This is a genomic window from Gibbsiella quercinecans (assembly GCF_002291425.1).
Classification (GTDB): domain Bacteria; phylum Pseudomonadota; class Gammaproteobacteria; order Enterobacterales; family Enterobacteriaceae; genus Gibbsiella; species Gibbsiella quercinecans.
The window spans coordinates 73,892-95,442 of sequence record NZ_CP014136.1; the positions used below are offsets into that span (position 1 = coordinate 73,892).

General features: G+C 56.9%; 23 protein-coding genes. 8 read left to right on the forward strand and 15 right to left on the reverse strand.

What is annotated here, in order from left to right; translation table 11 throughout:
- Positions 1-38: 38 nt before the first annotated feature.
- A complete protein-coding gene (locus ACN28Q_RS00430) occupies positions 39-1,943 on the reverse strand; it encodes a DNA repair helicase YoaA (protein WP_095844524.1) in 1,905 nt (634 codons plus the stop codon).
- Between the two features lie 137 nt (positions 1,944-2,080).
- Here ACN28Q_RS00430 and ACN28Q_RS00435 point away from each other — a divergent pair, with 137 nt between their 5' ends.
- The gene (locus ACN28Q_RS00435; RefSeq protein ID WP_095848854.1) at positions 2,081-2,425 is read left to right on the forward strand and encodes a RidA family protein; all 345 of its coding nucleotides are present in this window, start codon (positions 2,081-2,083) and stop codon (positions 2,423-2,425) included.
- 49 nt (positions 2,426-2,474) lie between these two features.
- Here the strand turns inward: ACN28Q_RS00435 and mdtI are convergent, their stop codons facing one another.
- Together mdtI and mdtJ are read right to left on the reverse strand one after the other, a co-directional pair.
- Positions 2,475-2,804: a multidrug/spermidine efflux SMR transporter subunit MdtI gene (gene mdtI / locus ACN28Q_RS00440; RefSeq protein ID WP_095844525.1), complete on the reverse strand. Its 330-nt coding sequence runs from the start codon at positions 2,802-2,804 to the stop codon at positions 2,475-2,477.
- Positions 2,791-3,159: a multidrug/spermidine efflux SMR transporter subunit MdtJ gene (mdtJ, locus tag ACN28Q_RS00445; protein ID WP_121525935.1), complete on the reverse strand. Its 369-nt coding sequence runs from the start codon at positions 3,157-3,159 to the stop codon at positions 2,791-2,793. The genes mdtI and mdtJ overlap by 14 nt, the downstream gene beginning before the upstream one ends.
- A 135-nt stretch (positions 3,160-3,294) precedes the next feature.
- On the opposite strand from mdtJ, the gene ACN28Q_RS00450 reads away from it, so the two are divergent.
- Complete coding sequence (locus ACN28Q_RS00450; RefSeq protein ID WP_165906986.1) at positions 3,295-3,564, forward strand: hypothetical protein; 270 nt, start codon at positions 3,295-3,297, stop codon at positions 3,562-3,564.
- Positions 3,565-3,779: 215 nt separating this feature from the next.
- Here ACN28Q_RS00450 and ACN28Q_RS00455 read toward each other — a convergent pair whose 3' ends face one another.
- Together ACN28Q_RS00455 and zwf are read right to left on the reverse strand one after the other, a co-directional pair.
- A complete protein-coding gene (locus ACN28Q_RS00455; protein WP_095844526.1) occupies positions 3,780-4,421 on the reverse strand; it encodes a bifunctional 4-hydroxy-2-oxoglutarate aldolase/2-dehydro-3-deoxy-phosphogluconate aldolase in 642 nt (213 codons plus the stop codon).
- A gap of 127 nt (positions 4,422-4,548) precedes the next feature.
- Complete coding sequence (gene zwf / locus ACN28Q_RS00460) at positions 4,549-6,024, reverse strand: glucose-6-phosphate dehydrogenase (RefSeq protein ID WP_095844527.1); 1,476 nt, start codon at positions 6,022-6,024, stop codon at positions 4,549-4,551.
- A 354-nt stretch (positions 6,025-6,378) separates the two neighbouring features.
- Here zwf and ACN28Q_RS00465 point away from each other — a divergent pair, with 354 nt between their 5' ends.
- Together ACN28Q_RS00465 and pyk are read left to right on the forward strand one after the other, a co-directional pair.
- On the forward strand, positions 6,379-7,251 hold the full coding sequence (locus ACN28Q_RS00465) for a MurR/RpiR family transcriptional regulator (RefSeq protein ID WP_095844528.1): 873 nt from the start codon (positions 6,379-6,381) through the stop codon (positions 7,249-7,251).
- 251 nt (positions 7,252-7,502) lie between these two features.
- Positions 7,503-8,945 (forward strand): pyruvate kinase, encoded by a 1,443-nt coding sequence (gene pyk, locus ACN28Q_RS00470; RefSeq protein WP_095844529.1) that lies wholly within the window; start codon positions 7,503-7,505, stop codon positions 8,943-8,945.
- A gap of 59 nt (positions 8,946-9,004) precedes the next feature.
- On the opposite strand, the gene lpxM is transcribed toward pyk, so the two are convergent.
- From lpxM to znuA, 3 genes are all read right to left on the reverse strand, one after another.
- Positions 9,005-9,973: a lauroyl-Kdo(2)-lipid IV(A) myristoyltransferase gene (lpxM, locus tag ACN28Q_RS00475; protein WP_095844530.1), complete on the reverse strand. Its 969-nt coding sequence runs from the start codon at positions 9,971-9,973 to the stop codon at positions 9,005-9,007.
- A 133-nt stretch (positions 9,974-10,106) separates the two neighbouring features.
- Positions 10,107-11,429, reverse strand: coding sequence for a murein DD-endopeptidase MepM (mepM, locus tag ACN28Q_RS00480; RefSeq protein WP_095844531.1), 1,323 nt, complete (start codon positions 11,427-11,429; stop codon positions 10,107-10,109).
- 21 nt (positions 11,430-11,450) lie between these two features.
- Positions 11,451-12,410 (reverse strand): zinc ABC transporter substrate-binding protein ZnuA, encoded by a 960-nt coding sequence (gene znuA, locus ACN28Q_RS00485; RefSeq protein ID WP_095844532.1) that lies wholly within the window; start codon positions 12,408-12,410, stop codon positions 11,451-11,453.
- 77 nt (positions 12,411-12,487) lie between these two features.
- On the opposite strand from znuA, the gene znuC reads away from it, so the two are divergent.
- Together znuC and znuB are read left to right on the forward strand one after the other, a co-directional pair.
- On the forward strand, positions 12,488-13,246 hold the full coding sequence (gene znuC / locus ACN28Q_RS00490) for a zinc ABC transporter ATP-binding protein ZnuC (protein WP_095844533.1): 759 nt from the start codon (positions 12,488-12,490) through the stop codon (positions 13,244-13,246).
- Positions 13,243-14,028, forward strand: a complete 786-nt coding sequence (gene znuB / locus ACN28Q_RS00495) for a zinc ABC transporter permease subunit ZnuB (RefSeq protein ID WP_095844534.1) — start codon at positions 13,243-13,245, stop codon at positions 14,026-14,028. Before znuC ends, znuB begins: the two co-directional genes overlap by 4 nt.
- Positions 14,029-14,078: 50 nt before the next feature.
- Here the strand turns inward: znuB and ruvB are convergent, their stop codons facing one another.
- The 7 genes from ruvB to ACN28Q_RS00530 form a co-directional block, all read right to left on the reverse strand.
- A complete protein-coding gene (gene ruvB / locus ACN28Q_RS00500) occupies positions 14,079-15,086 on the reverse strand; it encodes a Holliday junction branch migration DNA helicase RuvB (RefSeq protein ID WP_095844535.1) in 1,008 nt (335 codons plus the stop codon).
- 19 nt (positions 15,087-15,105) lie between these two features.
- Complete coding sequence (gene ruvA, locus ACN28Q_RS00505) at positions 15,106-15,720, reverse strand: Holliday junction branch migration protein RuvA (protein WP_095844536.1); 615 nt, start codon at positions 15,718-15,720, stop codon at positions 15,106-15,108.
- Between the two features lie 113 nt (positions 15,721-15,833).
- Positions 15,834-16,355, reverse strand: coding sequence for a crossover junction endodeoxyribonuclease RuvC (gene ruvC, locus ACN28Q_RS00510; RefSeq protein ID WP_095844537.1), 522 nt, complete (start codon positions 16,353-16,355; stop codon positions 15,834-15,836).
- A gap of 64 nt (positions 16,356-16,419) precedes the next feature.
- Positions 16,420-17,163, reverse strand: a complete 744-nt coding sequence (locus ACN28Q_RS00515; protein WP_095844538.1) for a YebC/PmpR family DNA-binding transcriptional regulator — start codon at positions 17,161-17,163, stop codon at positions 16,420-16,422.
- Between the two features lie 19 nt (positions 17,164-17,182).
- Complete coding sequence (nudB, locus tag ACN28Q_RS00520) at positions 17,183-17,629, reverse strand: dihydroneopterin triphosphate diphosphatase (RefSeq protein WP_095844539.1); 447 nt, start codon at positions 17,627-17,629, stop codon at positions 17,183-17,185.
- Positions 17,629-19,410 carry an aspartate--tRNA ligase gene (gene aspS, locus ACN28Q_RS00525; protein WP_095844540.1) on the reverse strand — a complete coding sequence of 594 codons (1,782 nt, stop codon included), beginning with the start codon at positions 19,408-19,410 and terminating at the stop codon, positions 17,629-17,631. Before aspS ends, nudB begins: the two co-directional genes overlap by 1 nt.
- A 16-nt stretch (positions 19,411-19,426) precedes the next feature.
- Positions 19,427-19,795 carry an FmdB family zinc ribbon protein gene (locus ACN28Q_RS00530; RefSeq protein ID WP_329957331.1) on the reverse strand — a complete coding sequence of 123 codons (369 nt, stop codon included), beginning with the start codon at positions 19,793-19,795 and terminating at the stop codon, positions 19,427-19,429.
- Between the two features lie 140 nt (positions 19,796-19,935).
- Between ACN28Q_RS00530 and ACN28Q_RS00535 the strand changes: the two genes are divergently transcribed.
- Complete coding sequence (locus tag ACN28Q_RS00535; protein ID WP_095844542.1) at positions 19,936-20,508, forward strand: hydrolase; 573 nt, start codon at positions 19,936-19,938, stop codon at positions 20,506-20,508.
- Positions 20,509-20,710: 202 nt separating this feature from the next.
- A complete protein-coding gene (locus ACN28Q_RS00540; protein WP_095844543.1) occupies positions 20,711-21,526 on the forward strand; it encodes a DUF72 domain-containing protein in 816 nt (271 codons plus the stop codon).
- The last annotated feature ends 25 nt before the right edge of the window (positions 21,527-21,551 follow it).

Here is a 21,551-nt window from a genome sequence, read left to right on the forward strand (position 1 = left end):
CGCGCATTGTAGCACAGCCACGGAACCGAGCCTATCCGCTAAGCGGCGCCGCACAAAAAGGCGATGGCCTGGGCCAAATCACGGGTGCGCGGCGTTGGCGGCAAGCTGTTGAGAAACACCTCGCCATACGGGCGCATCACCAGGCGGTTATCGCAAATCACCAATACGCCGCGATCGTCAGTATCGCGGATCAGGCGGCCAACACCCTGCTTGAGGGTGATCACCGCGTCGGGCAGTTGCACCTCATTGAACGGATCGCCGCCGCGCAGGCGGCAATCTTCAATCCGCGCCTTGAGCAGCGGATCGTCCGGTGAGGTGAACGGCAGCTTATCGATGATGACGCAAGATAGCGCGTCACCGCGCACATCCACGCCCTCCCAGAAACTGCTGGTGGCCACCAGCAAGGCATTGCCGGCCTCAACAAACTGCGACAGCAGGCGCCCTTTGCTGGTTTCGCCCTGCACCAGCACCGGCAAGGTCATGCTGGCACGGAACTCTTCCGCCAGTTCGCGCATCATCTGGTGTGAAGTACACAGGAAGAAACAGCGCCCCTGGTTGGCCTCAATCAAAGGGCGCAGCATCTGGGCCAGCCGGCGTGCGCCGCCGGGTTGGTTCGGCGAAGGCAGGAAACGCGGCACGCACAACAACGCCTGATTGGCATAATCGAACGGGCTAGGCAACAGTAAGGTTTTGGCCTTGTTCAGCCCCAGGCGCTCGGTAAAGTGCCCCATTTGTTCATTCACCGACAGCGTGGCGGAAGTAAAAATCCAGGCGCCCGGCTTTTCATTGAGTAATTCACGGAAGCGTTCGGCAACCGTCAACGGCGTCAGCGCCATCACGAAGTGCCGTGAGCTGCATTCAAACCAATAGCTGAAGCCCGGTTCATTAATTTCTTTCAGCCGTTTCAGGCGCGCGCGGTACTGCGTGGCACGCTCAAAGGCGGCATCCAGCAGCGCCGAACGGCCAAGGGCCATTTTCACCACGTCATAGCACAGCTCAAGCGCGTCATCGAGCAGTAGCAAGGCCCGTTGCACATTAGGCTGCCCCATCACCTGGCGCAGGTTGCCGCGAAAACCGGGCTCGCCCAGCGCCAACCGGAAATCCTGCGTACTTTGGCTTAAACGATCGGCGCTTTTTTGCAACTGCGCCATATCGCGCACTTCGGTGCGATAGGCAATGGTGATGTCTTTGGCCAGGTCCAGCAATTGGCGGCTGGTCAACTGCTTGCCGAAATACTGGCTGGCGATATCAGGGATCTGGTGCGCCTCATCGAAAATCATCACGTCGGCGTCAGGGATCAGTTCAGCAAAGCCGCTTTCCTTCACCACCATATCCGCCAGGAACAGGTGATGGTTCACCACCACCACGTCGGCGTCCATCGCCCGGCGGCGCGCTTTCACCACAAAGCAGTCTTTGTAAAGCGGGCAGTCGCTGCCCAGGCAATTGTCATTGGTGCTGGTCACCAGCGGCCAGACAAAGCTGTCTTCAGCCACGTCGCTACAGGTGCTGATATCCCCTTCAGTGGTCTGCGAAGACCAGGTGCGCAGCCGAACCAGATCGATCAACGCCTGCCCGGCCAACTCGCCGCCGGCCATTGACTGTTGTTCCAGCCGCTCCAGGCACAGGTAGTTGGAACGCCCTTTCAGCAGCGCCAGTTTGCCTTTGAACTTTATCGCCTTTGCAACCGTTGGCAGATCGCGCGCGTACAGTTGGTCCTGCAGCGCCTTGGAGCCGGTGGAAATGATGACTTTACGGTTGGCCCGCAGCGCCGGAACCAGGTAAGCAAAGGTTTTGCCGGTGCCGGTGCCCGCTTCCACCACCAATTCCTGTTTAAAATTGATCGCCTCCGCCACCGCGTTGGCCATCAGCCGTTGGGATTCTCGCGGTTTAAACCCGTTGATTGCCTGCGCCAATGCGCCGTCTGTTGCAAAATCGTCTGCCACGCTATCTCTCTGCCAGGAACATTCAGCGGTGATTATGCCAAGCATGGCCTGCCACGGCTACCACCGTCTTGATCGCGCCCCACGCCAGGCGATGGCTGTGTTACCCTAGCAGGATGATTAACCGGGAGAAAACCGACATGAGTATTGAACGTATCGATGCGGAACAGCGCTGGTCTGAAGCCGTGATCTATAACGGCACCGTTTATTACACCAGCGTGCCAGACAATCTGGATGATGATGCCACCGCGCAAACGGCGAATGCCCTTGCGGCCGTCGATGTGCTGTTGGCCCGGGTGGGATCGGATAAAAGCCGCATTCTCGACGCCACGATATTCCTGGCCGACGCCGCCGACTTCGCCGCCATGAACGCCGCCTGGGATGCCTGGGTTAGCGCAGGCAGTGCGCCGGTCCGCTGCACCGTGCAAGCGAGGTTGATGAACCCCAAATACAAGGTGGAAATTAAAATCATCGCCGCGCAATAAGCCACAAAACCGCGGGGGTATCCACACCCGCGGTTTTAAACGCTGGCGGTTAGGCCAGTTTAATGATCACCATCCCCAGCAGCAGCAGGGCCAGCCCGATCCAGCCTTTATGGTTCAAACGTTGCCCGAACAGGATCCAGCCTGCGGCCACGGTCGCCACGATGCCAAAACCGCCCCACAACGCATAAGCCACCGAAAGATCGATGCCTTTGACCGCCTGCGCCAGCGCGCTGAAGGCCCCCAGCACCGACAGCAGCGATAACACTCCCAGCCATACTTTGCGAAAGCCGTCGGACATTTTAAGAAAAATGTTGGCGATGATTTCCAGCACGATAGCCAATGCCAGAAAGCCAATGTGATACCACTCAAGCTGTTGCATGGCCGCCACCCGAAATGTTGCCCGGTTTTCGTGCCTTACAGGTGCCTGATTTCACCAGCAGAATACCGGCGACCAGCGTTGCCAGCCCCAGCACCTTCAGCGGGGAGATCGGCTCATCGAACCACACCACGCTGAATACGGTAATCAGCAGGATGCCGATGCCTTCCCACAGGGCGTAGGCGACCCCCAACGCGACGCGTTTTATCGCCACCGACAGCAACATATACGAAGCCGTAATCATCATATACATCACCAGATGGCCGGTAATGCCGCCACTCACGCTGGCATATTTCATCGAAAGCGTGCCGATAATCTCGGTCACGATGGCTAATGCTAAAAAAATCCAATAAATCATTATTTTTCTCCCAAACGGCGAATAACGCACGCAAAGGTATATTTATCCCGATTTATCTCATCCATAGCGGATACGGAGATCTCTGGGGATAAACTGACCCAAACGTAATCAAGGTGGTTTGCCCGGCGACACGCAATGGCAGATCTGCCATCAGCACCGGTTAAGGGAGAAAGACGCTATAGCTCGCTGGACCAGTGGTGTTCACTGGCAAGAATGGCGGAAAGGAAAAGCTGGCAACCAGAAGTTCTGGGGGTAATTCCATTAGTTATCATCATAATTATTCTCTATCTTCAGCCGCACACCGTGCGATTTGCCCAATATCCTCATCAATATAAAATTTTCAGCTGCATCATTTGTACCATAGCCGATTTAATAAAGCAAACTGCCGTTTTCAGCAATCAATAATCAAAAAGCGTTTAAAAATAATAAAGTTACTGTTTTGAAAAATGAAAAATCGTGGTGCTGCGGATAGCACGGTTACGATAAGGATTGTACAAAATTACAGCGCAAGCCTGTCGGGCTGCGGGTCGGCGCACCATGTTGAATCGGCCAATGGGTATCCAGGCGGGGGTAAAAAAAATGCCAACCTCGTGAGGTTGGCATCAGCAGACGAGTTGCGGTTAAGCGCTTGCGCCGGCAACCGCCGTGCGCGCCAGCTCGGTGATGCGTGCGTAATCGCCTTTTTCCAGCGCGTCGGCCGGCACCAGCCAGGAGCCGCCGATGCACAGCACGCTTTTCAACGCCAGGTAGTCACGGTAATTGTTCGGCGTGATGCCGCCGGTCGGGCAGAAACGCACCTGCGGGAACGGGCCGCCAATCGCCTGCAGCGCTTTCACCCCGCCATTGGCCTCCGCCGGGAAGAACTTGAATTCACGCAGGCCGTAATCCATCCCCAGCATCAGTTCGGAAACGGTGCTAATGCCCGGGATCAGCGGGATGGTTCCTGCGGTGGCAGCTTGCAGCAGATCGGCCGTCAAGCCAGGGCTGATGGCGAACTGCGCACCGGCATCGGTAACATCTTGCAACTGCTGGGGATTGATCACAGTGCCGGCACCGATGATGGCATCCGGCACCTCTTTGGCGATGGCGCGAATGGCCTCCAGGGCGCACGCGGTGCGAAGCGTCACTTCCAGCACCTTCACACCGCCGGCAACCAGCGCTTTTGCCAACGGCACTGCATGTTCCAGTTGGTTAATCACAATCACCGGGACGACCGGGCCAGCGGTGAGGATCTGCTCTGCGCTGGTTTTCCAGTTTTTCATTTTAGGGCTCCATTATTGAGGTTGGTGTACGGTATCGCACGCCCCTGCATGCCACGCCCACCAAGGGCGCGGCAACAGGACCTCAGGCTTGCATAATACCGGTAAAAAAATGCCGGTAACGCATTAGCTACGCAAACTCGTTCCAGGACCGGCCGTCGCGGGTGATCATCGCCACCGAAGCCACCGGCCCCCAGGTGCCGGACTGATACGGCTTCGGCGCCTCGTTATCCGCTTTCCAGGCGTCCATAATGGAATCCACCCACTTCCAGGCTTCTTCCACTTCGTCACGCCGGACAAACAGCGCCTGGATACCGCGCATGGTTTCCAACAGCAGGCGCTCGTAGGCGTCGGCCACGTGCGCCTGATTGAAGGTTTCAGAGAAGCTCAGATCCAGCTTGGTCGTTTGCAGGCGGTGTTTGTGATCCAGGCCCGGCACCTTGTTCAATACCTGGATTTCAATCCCTTCGTCCGGCTGCAGGCGAATGGTCAGTTTGTTCTGAGGCAACTGTTGGTAGGAATCGCGGAACAGGTTGAGCGGTGGGTTTTTAAAGTACACCACCACTTCCGAACATTTGGTCGGCAGGCGCTTACCGGTGCGCAAATAAAACGGCACGCCGGCCCACTGCCAGTTATCGATATCCACGCGGATAGAGACGAAGGTTTCAGTATTGCTGCTTTTGTTCGCCCCTTCCTCTTCCAGATAGCCCGGCACTTTTTTGCCCTGCACGAAGCCGGACGTGTACTGGCCGCGCACAGTGGTTTCGCGCACGTTGCTCTGATCGATACGGCGCAGCGAGCGCAGCACTTTCACTTTCTCGTCACGGATACGGTCAGTCGTTAAATCCGCCGGTGGCGACATGGCGATCATCGTCAGGATCTGCAGCAGGTGGTTTTGGATCATATCGCGCATCTGGCCGGCCTGATCGAAATAGCCCCAGCGCCCTTCAATGCCCACCTCTTCCGCCACGGTGATCTGCACATGATCGATGGTGCGGTTATCCCAATTGGACGCAAACAGCGAGTTGGCGAAACGCAGCGCCAGCAGGTTGAGCACCGTTTCTTTGCCCAGATAGTGGTCGATACGGTAAACCTGGCATTCGTCGAAATACTCCGCCACCTGATCATTGATCACGCGCGAAGAGGCCAAATCGGTGCCGAGCGGTTTTTCCATCACAACCCGCGCCGGCTCTTTATTCAGCTTGGCTTCTCCCAACCCTTTGCAGATGGCGCCGAAGGTGCTCGGCGGCATGGCGAAATAGTTGATGGTGGTGCGGTGCTTCTGGTCCAGCAGCTTGCCCAGTTTGACAAAATTCTTGCTGTCGTTAACGTCCAGGTTGCAAAAATCCAGGCGCTCGCTCAACGTCGCCCACAGCGCATCATCCAGTTCTTCTTTCATGAAGGTGGTCAACGCTTCCTTCACCACTTTGGTGTAGGCTTCTTTATCCCAATCCGCGCGGCCCACGCCAATGATGCGGGTCTCCGGGTGGATGTGGCCGGCTTTTTCTAGTTGGTACAGGGAAGGCAGCAGCTTACGGCGCGCCAAATCACCTTTCGCGCCGAAAATAACCAGGTCGCACGCCTGGGCTGTAGAGGTTACCGCCATGTTCAATCTCCTCGTTGCAGGATATTTGTAATTTTCTTACATTACTAATGTACTCTCTTTGCCTACGGCCAGTAAACCCGGATCAAAAACGCAAAAAAGCCCCAGAAACTCTGGTGTTACCCCCGCAAACGGCGCCAAACCTGCCCTCCACGGGGAAAGCTGTAATTTTCTGTCTTTTTTGGCGCTTGATTACCGTTATGAAAGTTAGACACAAGTCATATTCTGATGAAAAAACCCAGTATGCGCTCAGTCAGTACTGCCAACGGTTACCAGCACGTAGTATATTTTCATTAAACCGGTATTGATTTCTCCTTTAACTGAAATCGACAAAACCCATGAGGGACTCCCGTCAATATGAATACGCTGGAAAAGATCCAGAGCCATCTGGAGCTCCTGAGCAAATCTGAAAGGAAAGTTGCCGAGGTCATCCTGGCCTCACCGCAAACCGCTATTCACTCCAGCATTGCGACATTGGCGCGCATGGCCGACGTCAGTGAGCCGACGGTCAACCGCTTTTGCCGCCGCCTCGACACCAAAGGGTTCCCCGATTTCAAACTGCATCTGGCCCAAAGCCTGGCGAACGGCACGCCGTACGTAAATCGCAACGTGGAAGAAAATGACAGTGTAGACGCTTATACCAGTAAAATTTTCGAATCCGTGATGGCCTGCCTGGATGCGGTCAAAACCAACCTGGACATTGCCGCCATCAATCGCGCGGTGGATCTGCTCTCCCAGGCCAAGAAAATTTCTTTTTTCGGCCTGGGCGCTTCGGCGGCGGTCGCACACGATGCCATGAACAAATTCTTCCGCTTCAACATCCCGGTGGTGTACCTCGATGATATCGTGATGCAGCGCATGGGGTGCATGAACTCGGGAGAAGGTGACGTAGTGGTGCTGATCTCCCATACCGGCCGCACGAAAAACCTGGTGGAGCTGGCGCATTTGGCGCGCGAAAACGACGCCACGGTGATTGCCATTACCTCCCGCGATACCCCCCTCGCCCGCGAAGCCACGCTGGCGCTGCTGCTCGATGTGCCTGAAGATACGGATGTCTATATGCCGATGGTCTCGCGCATCGCGCAACTGACGCTGATCGACGTTTTGGCGACCGGTTTCACCCTGCGCCGCGGCGCGAAATTCAGAGATAACTTGAAGCGGGTCAAGGAAGCGTTGAAAGAATCGCGCTTTGATAAGGGCGTGGTTCTGCCCAACGGCTTTGAACCTTGATACGCGATAAACACCGCCGGCAGGCGGCATGATAAGGTGTATTTGCCCGGCGGCATCATTGGCTGTACCGTGTTAGTCTGTGATCCGCCATGCGTCTGCCCGCCAGTTCGCATCGTGGCTCGCAGCCGATACATAATATACGGATAACCCCAGGGGATCGCGTGCGCCAGTGAAGCGGCATTCATCTTTGCGTTGGTTATCCAAGATAATCGCATCACTATTATTTGCTTCACCAGTCAACGGAGTAATGCATGTCCAGACGGCTCAGAAGAACCAAAATTGTTACCACCCTGGGTCCGGCTACTGACCGTGACAATAATCTGGAAAAGATTATTGCCGCTGGCGCAAACGTAGTTCGGCTTAATTTCTCTCACGGCACGGCGGAAGATCACCTGCTACGCGCAAACAAAGTGCGTGAGATTGCCGCCAAGCTGGGGCGCCATGTCGCTATTCTTGGCGATCTTCAGGGCCCGAAAATCCGTGTATCCACCTTCAAAGAAGGCAAAATCTTCCTCAACGTTGGCGACAAGTTTGTGCTGGACGCCAATCTTTCCAAAGGCGAAGGCGATAAAGAAAGAGTCGGCATCGACTATAAAGGCCTGCCTGCCGACGTTGTCCCCGGCGATGTGCTGCTGCTGGACGATGGCCGTGTTCAGTTGAAAGTCATTGAAGTGCAAGGTATGCGGGTATTTACCGAAGTTACGGTGGGCGGCCCGCTATCGAACAATAAAGGCATCAATAAATTGGGCGGCGGCCTGTCGGCAGAAGCGCTAACGGAAAAAGACAAGGCCGATATCGTCAGCGCAGCCAAAATCGGCGTTGATTACCTGGCGGTTTCTTTCCCTCGCACCGGCGAAGATCTTAACTACGCCCGCCGCTTGGCGCGCGATGCCGGCTGCAACGCGCAAATCGTATCGAAAGTCGAGCGCGCCGAAGCCGTTTGTACCGATGAGGCGATGGACGACATCATTCTGGCTTCCGACGTGGTGATGGTGGCCCGCGGCGATCTGGGGGTTGAAATCGGCGATCCGGAGCTGGTGGGGATCCAGAAGAAGCTGATCCGCCGCGCCCGCAAGCTCAACCGCGCGGTGATTACCGCCACTCAAATGATGGAATCGATGATCACCAACCCAATGCCGACCCGCGCCGAAGTGATGGACGTGGCGAACGCTGTGCTGGATGGTACCGATGCCGTTATGCTCTCGGCGGAAACCGCCGCAGGCCAATACCCGGCGGAAACCGTTGCCGCGATGGCGCGCGTTTGCCTGGGCGCAGAAAAGATCCCGAGCATCAATATTTCCAAACACCGGCTGGACGCGGAGTTCGACAACGTTGAAGAAGCGATCGCCATGTCGTCGATGTATGCCGCCAACCATCTGAAAGGCGTCACCGCCATTATCGCGCTGACCGAATCCGGCCGCACGGCGCTGATGATGTCGCGCATCAGCTCCGGCCTGCCGATCTTCGCCATGTCGCGGCACGAGCGCACGCTTAACCTGACGGCGTTGTACCGCGGCGTGACGCCGGTGTATTACGACAGCCACACCGACGGTGCCGAGGCCGCCGATGACGCCATCAACCGCCTGCGCGATCGCGGCTTCCTGGTGTCCGGCGATCTGGTGCTGGTGACCCAGGGCGATATCATGGGCACCATCGGCACCACCAATACCGTGCGCATTCTGCTGGTGGAATAACCCAACGGCAAACCGCACAACATGCCAGCCATATCGGCTGGCATTTTTTTTACCGCTGGCTAGCGATACAGATCATCACGCGAGTACGGTTCAATCTCCCCTTCCCTGCGGGTTTTCAGCAGCTTGAGGATCCAGGTGTACTGCTCCGGATTCGGCCGCACCAGGTTCTCAACCTCTTCATTCATCCGGCGCGCAATATAGACATCATCAGCGCCGTCCAGATCGTCCATTGGCGGATGAATATAAATATCCAGCATGCTGGTTTTGCCGTCATACACCGGGAACAAAGGCACGATCGCCGCCCGGCACACCTTCTTCAGCCGCCCAACCGCCGGCAAGGTGGCTTTATAGGTGGCAAAGAAATCAACGAATTCACTGTGCTCGGCGCCGTGATCCTGATCCGGCAAGTAGTAGCCCCAATAACCCTGGCGCACCGAGCTGATAAACGGTTTGATGCCGTCGTTGCGTGCGTGCATGCGCCCACCGAACTTACGCCGCACCGCGTTCCACATATAGTCAATCAACGGGTTGCTTTGGTTATGGAACATCGCCGCCATCGGCTGCCCACGCGCGGCCAGCAGCATGGCCGGCACGTCCACCGCCCAACCGTGTGGCACCAGGAAAATCACGTTGCGGCCCTCGGCCCGGATCTTTTCCAACACCTCTTCACCGTGCCAGCGCACACGGCGCAACACTCTTTCCGGGCTGGTGCAGGCCAACTCCGCCATCAACACCATTGACTGCGGCGCCGTGGCAAACATTTCGTCAATAATGCGTTCGCGCTCTTCCTCCGGCAGTTCAGGCAAACAATACAGCAGGTTGATACGCGCCCGGCGGCGTGCGCCTTTGGCCACTTTGCCGGCCAGTTTACCTATCGCCCCCAGGGCAGGATCGCGCAGCCGCGCCGGCACCAGCGAAACACCGCCCATCAGCCCGATGCCAAGCCAGGCGCCCCAATAGCGCGGGTGGAGAAAGACTTTCTGGAATTGAGGAATAAACTCAACGTTGGATTTTTTATCGTTTTGCATGCACAAACTCTTAACGCAGCGATTTGGCTAATAATAATTACAGATGATGAATTTACAATTAACCCGCCAAATCACCAATAAAAAAACATCGGCCCGCCACGGGCCGATGAAGAAAAGATCGGACGATGAGAAATCAGTTCAGCTGCAACTGCGGCACCACTTCTCTCACCTGCGCCAGGTAATCACTGCGATCTTTGCCGCTCAACCCTTCGGAACGCGGCAGCTTAGCCGTTAGCGGGTTAACCGCCTGTTGGCCGATCCAGAATTCATAGTGCAGGTGTGGGCCAGTAGAGCGCCCGGTGTTACCGGAAAGCGCAATGCGATCGCCACGTTTCACTTTCTGCCCTGGTTTCACTAACAGCTTTTTCAGGTGCATATAGCGTGTGGTGTACTGGCGGCCGTGACGGATCGCCACGTAGTTACCGGCTGCGCCGCTGCGCTTGGCGATAACCACTTCACCATCACCAACCGCCAGCACCGGCGAACCCACCGGCATGGCGAAATCAACGCCTTTATGCGGCGCGACGCGCCCGGTAACCGGGTTGACCCGGCGCGGGTTGAAGTTGGAGGAGATACGGAACTGCTTCATGGTAGGGAAACGCATAAAGCCGCGCGCCAGGCCAGAGCCCTGGCGATCATAGAATTTACCGTCTTCAGCGCGAATCGCGTAATAGTCTTTACCGCCGCTGCGCATGCGCACCCCCAGCAGTTGGCTTTGCTCATTCTTGCCTTCGAACTGCTCGCGCGACATCAACACCGAGAACTGGTCGCCCTTGCGCAGCTTGCGGAAATCGAGCTGCCACTGCAGCGCTTTGATCACGGCATTAATTTCCGCACGGCTCAGCCCAGCTTCGGCAGCGCTGTTGACAAAGCTGCCGTTCAGTTGGCCGTTCAGCACGTGGTTGCGCCATTCACCCTTCTGGGTTTCCTGGGTTTCTTTGAAATTATTGCCAACGCGATCGTAGGTGCGGCTCTCACGGCGTGAGACTTCCCACGTCAGGCGTTGCAGATCGCCGGCGTCATTGACCGTCCATGACAACTGCTGGCCGATTTTCAGGTTACGCAAATCGCGGTTCTGCGAAGCCAGCAGTGTCACGTCAGACATGTCGATGCCGTACTGCGTCAGAATGCTGCCGAGCGTATCACCGGTAGAAACCACATATTCATGCACGCCGTCTTCACCCGCGACTTTCTGATCCAGTTCATCCTGGGGAATGTCGTCATCGGGGGTGGGTTGATCGGCATCGATCGGTTCACTGGCTTCGGGGAGCAAAGAGCGTAGCTGGCTGGATTCTAATTCGACGGTTTTAACGATGGGGTTCTGTTCTGGGTGATAAACAAAAGGCCGCCAGACCGCCACGGCCAATGTCACGACTGTCAACGACCCCAGCATAACGCGATGGGGCCGTGGCAGGTTGTTATACGCCAGAGAGATAGTTCTGACTATCTGCTGCACTCGATATTATCCTCATAAGCTTTACTTCAGGCAGCTCACGTATTGGTTCGACAAGGCGCTCAGGAAGTTGCCATAGCTGTCTTTCCCCAATGCGATGCCCATGCCCAGCGGATCCAGCGTTCCAGAACGCGCAGCGGTTCCCTTGGCAACGGCATTGATTACGGCTGGCCTGAATTGTGGCTCAGCGAAAACACATACGGCTTTCTGCTCAACCAACTGTGTTCGAATTTGGTGTAAACGCTGTGCTCCGGGCTGAATTTCGGGATTAACGGTGAAATGGCCCAACGGACTCAACCCGTAGTGTTTCTCAAAGTAGCCATAAGCATCGTGAAAAACAAAATATCCCTTGCCCTGCACAGGCGTTAGCATATTAACAACATTTTTGTCAGTTTGCGTCAGCAGATTCTCGAACTGGCGCAGGTTTGCGTCTAATTTGTCCTTATTTTGCGGCATAAGTTCCAATAATCTGTCGTGAATTGCGATCGCAGTCAGTTTCGCAATCTCCGGCGACAGCCAGACGTGTAAATTATATGCACCATGGTGATGGCCATCGTCATGATCGTGGTCATGTTCAGCATGATTATCTGCCGCTTCGCCATGGTCATGATGATGTTCGTGATCGTCGTCGTCATCGCCTTTCATCAACAGCGGTTTCACGGCCGCCAGTTCGCTGATCGCCAGTTGCCGGTTCGCCGGCAGCGGCGCCACCGCTTTGGTCAGGAAGGCTTCCATATCCGGCCCGACCCAAATCACCAGATCGGCGGCGCGCAGGCGCTGGATGTCCGAAGGGCGCAGCGCGAAATCATGCGGCGACGCCCCATCCGGCAGCAGCACCTCCGTTTCCGTTACGCCATCGGCGATCGCCGAGGCAATAAAACCCAGTGGGCGGATTGAAGTGAGCACCGCAGCAGAAGCACTGCCGGCCACCATCAGCGCACTGGCCAGCAAGGCATTTCGTAACCATCTCTTTTTCTGTACCATCGTCAGTTATCCCATCGTTTTCGTCGGCAGTGCGTGATATTATAACATTCGGTAACTTCTGCAAACGTAATCAAGACATGTCTACACTGACAACGCTAAAAAATATTTCCGTGGCCTTCGACAACCGGCGGGTTTTGGCGAACGTATCGCTTAACCTTCAGCCGGGGCGCATCCTGACGTTGTTGGGCCCCAACGGGGCGGGCAAATCAACGCTGGTGCGCGTGGTGCTCGGGCTGGTGCCGCCCACCGAGGGCACCATTGAACGCCTTCCGGGGCTGCGCATCGGCTACGTGCCGCAAAAGCTGCACCTGGACGCTACCCTTCCGCTGACCGTCAGCCGCTTTATGCGCCTCAAGCCCGGGGTGAAAAAAGCCGATATCCTGCCGGCGCTAAAACGCGTGCACGCCGCACATCTGCTTGAACAGCCTATGCAAAAACTCTCCGGCGGTGAAAACCAGCGCGTACTGCTGGCACGGGCTTTGCTCAACCGGCCGCAGCTGTTGGTGCTGGATGAACCCACCCAGGGGGTGGACGTTAACGGCCAGGTTGCGCTGTATGATCTTATCGATCAGCTGCGCCAAGAGCTGGGCTGCGCGGTGCTCATGGTCTCGCACGATCTGCACCTGGTGATGGCAAAAACCGATGAAGTGCTGTGCCTCAACCAGCACATCTGCTGCTCCGGCACGCCGGAAGTGGTTTCCACACACCCAGAATTCATTGCCATGTTCGGCAACCGCGGCGCCGAGCAGTTGGCGATTTATCGCCACCACCATAACCATCGTCACGATCTGCAAGGAAAAATTGTGTTGAAAAAAACCGGGGGCCGCGAGGCATGATTGAACTGCTTTTACCCGGCTGGCTGGCCGGCGCCTTGTTGGCGGGTGCGGCTGGCCCGTTGGGCTCGTTTGTGGTGTGGCGCCGTATGTCGTACTTCGGCGATACGCTGGCGCACGCTTCGCTGCTCGGCGTGGCGTTCGGGTTATTACTGGACGTAAACCCATTTTATGCGGTGATTGCCGTTACGTTGGTGCTGGCACTGATTCTGGTCTGGCTGGAGCGCCGCCCGCAGCTGTCTGTTGATACCCTGCTGGGCATTATGGCGCACAGCGCGCTGTCACTCGGCCTGGTGGTGGTGGCGCTGATGTCCAACGTCCGTGTCGATCTGATGGCCTACCTGTTTGGCGATCTGCTGTCGGTGACCTTAAGCGATATTGGCATGATTGCCGGCGGCGTGGCGGTCGTGCTGTTGGTGCTGTGGTGGCAATGGCGCGATCTGCTGTCGATGACCATCAGCCCGGAAATGGCGCATGTCGATGGCGTGAACCTGGCGCGGGCGCGCACCGTGCTGATGCTGGTTACCGCGTTAACCATCGGGCTGGCCATGAAGTTCGTCGGCGCGCTGATTATTACTTCATTGCTGATTATTCCGGCGGCCACCGCCCGCCGCTTTGCCCGCACGCCGGAACAGATGGCCGGTTACGCGGTGCTGCTGGGGGTGATTGCGGTTACCGGCGGCCTGACCTTCTCTGCGTTTTACGACACGCCGGCCGGCCCTTCGGTGGTGCTGAGCGCCGCCATCCTGTTTGTGTTGAGCCTGATGAAAAAACAGCGGGGATAGTGAATTGCCCAGCGCTTTCGCTTTACGTGAAGGCGCTGGGGTAAAGCCCGTTAAGCATCGTTGGGCGCGATGCCGAAATGTTTGTACGCGTGGTTGGTCGCCATGCGCCCGCGCGGAGTACGCTGGATAAACCCTTGCTGGATCAGGAAGGGTTCAATCACATCTTCGATAGTTTCCCGCTCTTCGCCAATCGCCGCCGCGAGGTTATCCAGCCCGACCGGCCCGCCGGTGAACTTCTCGATAATCGCCAGCAGCAGTTTACGGTCCATGTAATCAAACCCTTCGGCATCCACGTTGAGCATGTTCAGCGCCTGTTTGGCAACATCGCCGTTCATCAGCCCACTGGCCCGCACTTCTGCGAAATCGCGCACCCGGCGCAGCAAACGGTTGGCGATACGCGGCGTACCGCGCGCGCGGCGAGCAATTTCGTGTGCCCCATCGGCCGACAGATTCAGCCCCAGGCAGTTGGCGCTGCGCGCGACGATGTGCTCCAAATCAGCCACCTGATAAAACTCCAGCCGTTGCACAATGCCAAAGCGATCGCGCAGCGGTGAAGTCAGCGAGCCGGCGCGCGTGGTTGCCCCCACCAGGGTAAACGGCGGCAATTCCAGCTTAATCGAGCGGGCCGCCGGCCCTTCACCGATCATGATATCCAGCTGATAATCTTCCATCGCCGGATACAGCACCTCTTCAACCACTGGCGAAAGGCGGTGAATTTCATCAATAAACAGCACGTCGTGCGGTTCAAGGTTGGTCAGCATCGCCGCCAAATCGCCCGCTTTCTCCAGCACCGGGCCCGAGGTGGTGCGCAGATTGACGCCCATCTCATTGGCCACGATATTCGCCAGCGTGGTTTTGCCCAGCCCCGGCGGGCCGAAAATCAGCAGATGATCCAGCGCATCACCGCGCTGCTTGGCTGCCTGGATAAAGATTTCCATCTGCTCGCGCACATGCGGTTGCCCGACGTATTCCCCCAACAGCTTGGGGCGAATGGCACGATCCAGCACCTCTTCTTCGCTGATGGGTTCGGCAGAAATCAGGCGATCGGCTTCAATCATCTTCTATCCCTTTTGGGCCTTACAGGGCGGCGCGCAATGCGTCGCGGATCAGGGTTTCACAGTCGGCGCCCACTTTGGCCACCTTGTTGATCATGCGGCTGGCTTCTTGCGGCTTATAGCCCAAAGCCACCAGCGCAGAAGCGGCTTCGGCTTCGGCGTCCATTTCCGCCGTTTTTTGCGCGGCGGCAGGCAGGCTGATTTCGCTACTGTTGTTGAACAGATCGCCATTAAGCCCTTTAAAGCGGTCTTTCATCTCGACCACCAGACGTTCGGCGGTTTTCTTACCCACGCCCGGCAATTTGATCAATGCGCCAATTTCTTCACGTTCAACCGCACTCACGAACTGCTGCGCGGACATACCCGACAGAATCGCCAACGCCAGCTTCGGCCCCACGCCGTTAACCTTGATCAACTCACGGAACAAGGCGCGCTCTTGTTTATCATTAAAACCATACAGCAGTTGCGCGTCTTCACGCACCACAAAGTGGGTAAATATGATCGCTTCTTTGCCCAGCTCCGGCAGTTCATAAAAGCAGGTCATCGGCATATGGACTTCATAACCTACGCCGTTTGTTTCCAGCAACACCAGCGGCGGCTGCTTTTCCAGAATATTCCCTCTGAGACGACCTATCATTTACCCTCCTGCTCGGATTCATCTACGCGGCTGAACGCTGCGTTTTGTTGCTACAGCTTATACCATAAAAAAGGCTGGATGAATATCCAGCCCATGTTAACGCGAATTTTGTTTTAGCGTAACCGCCCGCGTGCCAGATTCAAGCGCCCTTCCCGCATGCGCAGCACGTTCTGGCTCAGGTGGCAGTGGGTGATGGCGATCGCCAGCGCATCGGCGGCATCGGCCTGCGGGCTGGCCGAGAGCTTGAGCAACGAACGTACCATATGCTGCACCTGGCTCTTTTCTGCCGCACCGGTGCCGACCACGGTTTGTTTCACCTGGCGTGCCGCATATTCAAACACTTCCAGGTTTTGGTTCACCGCTGCAACGATCGCCACCCCGCGCGCCTGGCCAAGCTTTAGCGCAGAATCTGCGTTCTTGGCCATGAACACCTGTTCGATGGCGAAGAAATCAGGTTTGAACTGGGTGATGATCTCGCTAACGCCGGCATAGATCAGCTTCAGCCGCGTTGGCATATCATCCACCGCGGTGCGGATACAGCCGCTGGCGACATAGGTCAACTGGCGGCCTTGCTGGCGGATCAGGCCATAGCCGGTAATGCGCGAACCAGGATCGATACCGAGTATGATCGCCATCCCTACATCCACCCTGTGTCAGGCGCAGCCAGGCGCCAGTTAGCCGTTGCGCGCAAAAATCGCATTACAGCGTTGCCGCCACCTCGTCAGAGATTTCACCGTTGTGGTAAACCTCTTGCACATCGTCGCAATCTTCAAGCATATCGATCAGGCGCAACAGTTTCGGCGCGGTTTCAGCATCCATATCGGCTTTGGTCGATGGGATCATCGACACTTCCGCCGCGTCGGCGACAAAGCCCGCTGCGGTCAGTGCGTCTTTCACTTCACCCAGGTTTTCCCAGGCGGTGTAAACGTCGATAGCGCCGTCGTCATAGGTAATGATGTCTTCGGCACCGGCTTCCAGCGCCGCTTCCATCACCGCGTCTTCATCCAGGCCCGGTTCATAAGTGATCACGCCCTTCTTGCTGAACAGGTAGGCCACGGAACCGTCGGTCCCCAGGTTGCCACCGGCTTTGCTGAACGCGTGGCGCACTTCCGCCACGGTGCGGTTGCGGTTATCGCTCAGGCATTCGATCATTACAGCGGTGCCGCCAGGGCCGTAGCCTTCATAAATGATGGTTTCCATGTTGGAATCATCATCGCCGCCAACGCCACGCGCGATTGCACGGTTCATGGTATCGCGCGTCATGTTGTTGGCCAGCGCTTTGTCCATGGCTGCGCGCAGGCGCGGGTTAGCGTCCGGATCGCCGCCGCCAAGTTTGGCGGCCGTCACCAGCTCACGAATAATCTTGGTGAAAATCTTACCGCGTTTGGCATCCTGTGCTGCTTTGCGGTGTTTTGTGTTGGCCCACTTACTATGACCTGCCATAAAAATATCTCCAAAAGGACTACTGCACTGAATTAATCACAAACTCTTCAATCGCCTGCTGGTTGCTCCATGACTTGGTCAGTTTGACGGCATCCGCCGCCGCAAGCCATTGATAAGCGTTGTGCTCGGTGATCACCGGCACCCGCTCTTCGGGCAACGCCAGACAGAACCAATGCTCTTTATTGCGCGTGGTTCCCGGCGCATAGCGATGTCGCAAATGGACAAAGAGTTCAAACTCCACACAGCGCTGGCAATCGAACAACGGCAGATTCTCTGCTTCGATATCGATGCCGACTTCTTCCCTGACCTCACGCCGTGCGGCATGCAACGCTGACTCGCCCGCCTCCAGGCTGCCGGTAACCGACTGCCAGAACTCGGTGTCATCACGCCGTTGTAACATCAGCACCCGGCCGCTGGACTGCGCATAAATCACCACCAGAATCGACTCGGGCCGCTTGTAATTCATCACTCGCTCTCTTGCTCTGAGGCTTTTTTCACTACGCTAATGGACAATTCCTGCAGCGATGCCGGGTTGGCGAAGCTTGGCGCATCGGTCAACAGACAGGCGGCAGCGGTGGTTTTCGGGAACGCAATCACGTCACGGATATTGTCCGTACCGGTCAGCAGCATCACCAGGCGATCCAGACCAAAGGCCAGGCCGGCATGCGGCGGCGTACCGTATTTCAGCGCATCCAGCAGGAAGCCGAATTTCTCACGCTGTTGTTGTTCATCAATACCCAGAATGCTGAACACCGTTTGCTGCATTTCGCTGCGGTGGATACGCACCGAACCGCCGCCCACTTCGTAGCCATTGAGCACCATGTCGTAGGCGTTGGCCGTGACCGCAGTCGGATCCTTGGCCAGTTCTTCCGGCGAGGTGTCGCGCGGCGCAGTAAACGGGTGGTGCATAGCCGCCAGGCCGCCTTCGCCGTCGTCTTCAAACATTGGGAAATCAATCACCCACAGCGGCTGCCAGCTGTCGAGCTGGGTCAGTGCCAGATCGCGGCCCAACTTGAGGCGCAGCGCGCCCATGGCGTCGGTCACGATCTTGGCGCTGTCGGCGCCGAAGAACAGGATGTCGCCGCTTTGCGCGCCGCTGCGCGCCAGAATCGCTTCCAGTACTTCCGCACTCAGGAACTTGGCGATCGGGCTTTGTACGCCTTCCATGCCGGCAGCGCGATCATTCACCTTCAGCCAGGCCAGGCCTTTCGCGCCGTAAATGCCGACAAACGCACCGTATTCGTCAATCTGCTTACGCGTCAACTGCGCGCCGCCCGGCACGCGGATTACCGCAACCCGGCCTTTGGCATCGTTGGCAGGGCCAGCAAATACTTTGAATTCGACATCTTTAACCAGATCGGCCACGTCCACCAATTCCAGCGGATTGCGCAGGTCTGGCTTGTCAGAGCCGTAACGGCGCATCGCCTCGGCAAAGGTCATGATCGGGAAGGCCCCGAGATCCACACCCTTCACTTCCAGCCACAGTTCACGCACCAGTTGCTCCATCACTTCACGCACCTGTTCGGCGGTCATGAACGAGGTTTCAACATCGATCTGGGTGAATTCCGGCTGACGATCGGCACGCAGGTCTTCATCACGGAAGCATTTCACAATCTGGTAGTAGCGATCAAAACCGGACATCATCAGCAGTTGTTTGAACAGCTGTGGCGACTGCGGCAGCGCATAGAACTTGCCTTTGTGCACACGGCTTGGCACCAGGTAATCACGCGCGCCTTCCGGCGTTGCCTTGGTCAGCATCGGGGTTTCGATATCCAGGAAACCGTGGCTGTCCATAAAGCGGCGCACAAAGCTGGTGATTTTGGCACGGGTTTTCAGGCGATCGGCCATTTCCGGGCGGCGCAGATCCAGATAGCGGTACTTCAGACGCGCTTCTTCCGTGTTGTTATGGTTAGAGTCCAGCGGCAACGGCTCGGAACGGTTGATGATTTCAAGCTGATGGGCGAACACTTCCACTTCACCGGTGGCCATATCTTTATTGATCTGGCTGCCCGGGCGAGCACGCACGGTACCGACGATCTGGATGCAGAATTCGTTGCGCAATTCGAACGCTTTGTCGAAAGCGGTTTTCTGATCGGGATCGAAGAACACCTGCACGATGCCTTCACGGTCACGCATATCAATAAAGACCAGGCCGCCCAGATCGCGGCGGCGGTTGACCCAACCACACAAAGTGACTTCCTGGCCCACGTGGGACAGATTCAACTGCCCGCAATATTCAGTACGCATACGCTATCCTTTTGGCTTAAGCCGACTCCGAGCCAGATGGGTTACCCTTGGCCCGGCTATTATCTGATGAACCTTTACTACCCGGTTTAAAATCTGTCGCATACCAGCCGGTGCCCTTGAGTTGGAAACCGGCGGCGGAGATCAATTTTGCCAACGCGGGTTGCCCGCACGCCGGACAGACTGTCAGCGGCGCGTCGGAAAATTTCTGCAATTTCTCTAACCGATGATTGCAAGCACCACATGCATATTCGTAAATCGGCATAGGTCGTTTGATTAAAGAGTGTTGAAAAAAGGCAGGCATTATAAAGGAAATTCCCCCGGTCGATAAGTGCGAACACGGCATTGTTGATACACTAAATCGCGGGTGATAGCCGAAACAATACATTGATTAACAAATTTAGCATTAACTTGCGGCAGAATTTGCACATAATCGTAAACGCCCTCACCGGGCCGGCCGGGGTTACAGGTTGTGCAGGCAGCCCGGCACACCGTTATCATGCGATCTTTATCAATGGAATTATCCTAATGCTGACACTTCATGCCCATACCACCGCACTGGTGCTGATCGATTTGCAAAAAGGCATCTTGCCCTATGCCGGCGGCCCACACAGCGCGGAACAGGTCGTCACCCACGCCGCCCATCTGGCCGGGCGTTTTCGCGCGCTTGGCGCGCCGGTGTTCCTGGTGCGGGTAGGCTGGTCTGCCGAATTTGCCGATGCGCTCAAACAGGCGGTCGACCGCCCGGTGCCGGAGCCGGCCGGTGGGCTGCCCGCTGCCTGGTGGGAACAGCCGGAAACCCTGGCGGTCAGCGACAGCGACATTTTGATCACCAAACGCCAGTGGGGGGCGTTCTATGGCACCGAGCTTGATCTGCAACTGCGCCGCCGCGGTATCAAAACCCTGGTGCTGGGGGGCATATCCACCAATATCGGTGTAGAATCCACCGCCCGTGCCGCCTGGGAGCATGGCTATGAGCTGGTGATTGCCGAAGACATGTGCAGCGCGCAAAACACCGAAATGCACCAGTTTGCGTTTGACCATATCTTCCCACGCCTGGCACGGGTACGCAGCACCAGCGAAATCCTTGCCGCGCTGTAACGGCCGGGTTAGCGTGATGAACGAGTCCTTGCCTTGCCCGGCATCACATAACAGATATACTCTAAATAATTCGGGTTGCAGGAAGGCGGCGACGCAGCGAATCCCCAGGAGCTTACCGAAGTCAAGTGACTGGGGTGAGAGAGGAAAGGCAACACACCTGCAACTTGAAGTATGACGAGTATAAAGGAAAAGAACGGCGTTGATGTATATCGGCTTACCTCAATGGCAACACCCGGCCTGGAACCGCATTGGGCTGCGCGATCTGGCGGACTACAGCCGCTATTTCAACTGCGTGGAAGGCAATACCACCTTTTATGCTTTGCCCCGGCAGGAAATTGTGCAGCGCTGGCACGACATGACCGATGATAACTTCCGGTTTTGTTTTAAGTTCCCGGGCGACATCAGCCATAAAGCGGCGCTGCGCAACTGCGCGGCGGAAATTCAGGCGTTTTACCACTGCCTGGCCCCGGTGCATCAGCGTATTGGCCAACTGTGGCTGCAACTGCCCGCCGCGTTCGGCCCGGCCGAGTTGCCCGCCCTGTGGGCCTTTTTCGACGCGCTGCCCAACGAGTTCACCTACGGCGTTGAAGTGCGCCACCCGGAATTCTATGCCAAAGGGGAAGCTGAACGGCAGCTTAATCAGGGCTTACATCAGCGCGGCATCAACCGCGTGGTGATGGACAGCCGCCCGGTGCATCACGCCGCCCCCACCAGCCCGGCGGTACGTGATGCGCAACAGAAAAAACCCAAGGTGCCGGTGCATGCGCTGGTTACCGCCAGGAACCCGCTGGTGCGTTTTATCGGCGGCGATCGGCTGGAAGACAATCTGCGTTGGTTTGAACCCTGGCAACAGAAGCTGCCCCAGTGGCAACAGCAGTATCAGCCCTATCTGTTTATCCACACGCCGGACAACGGTGACTCCCCCCAGCAGGCGCAGAAGATCTGGCAACGCTTGCGCCAGGCGATCCCAACCTTGCCGCCCGCGCCGGACTGGCCGGAACAGGACTCGCTGTTTTAACCCGTTGCCCAGCGGGATAAATTTC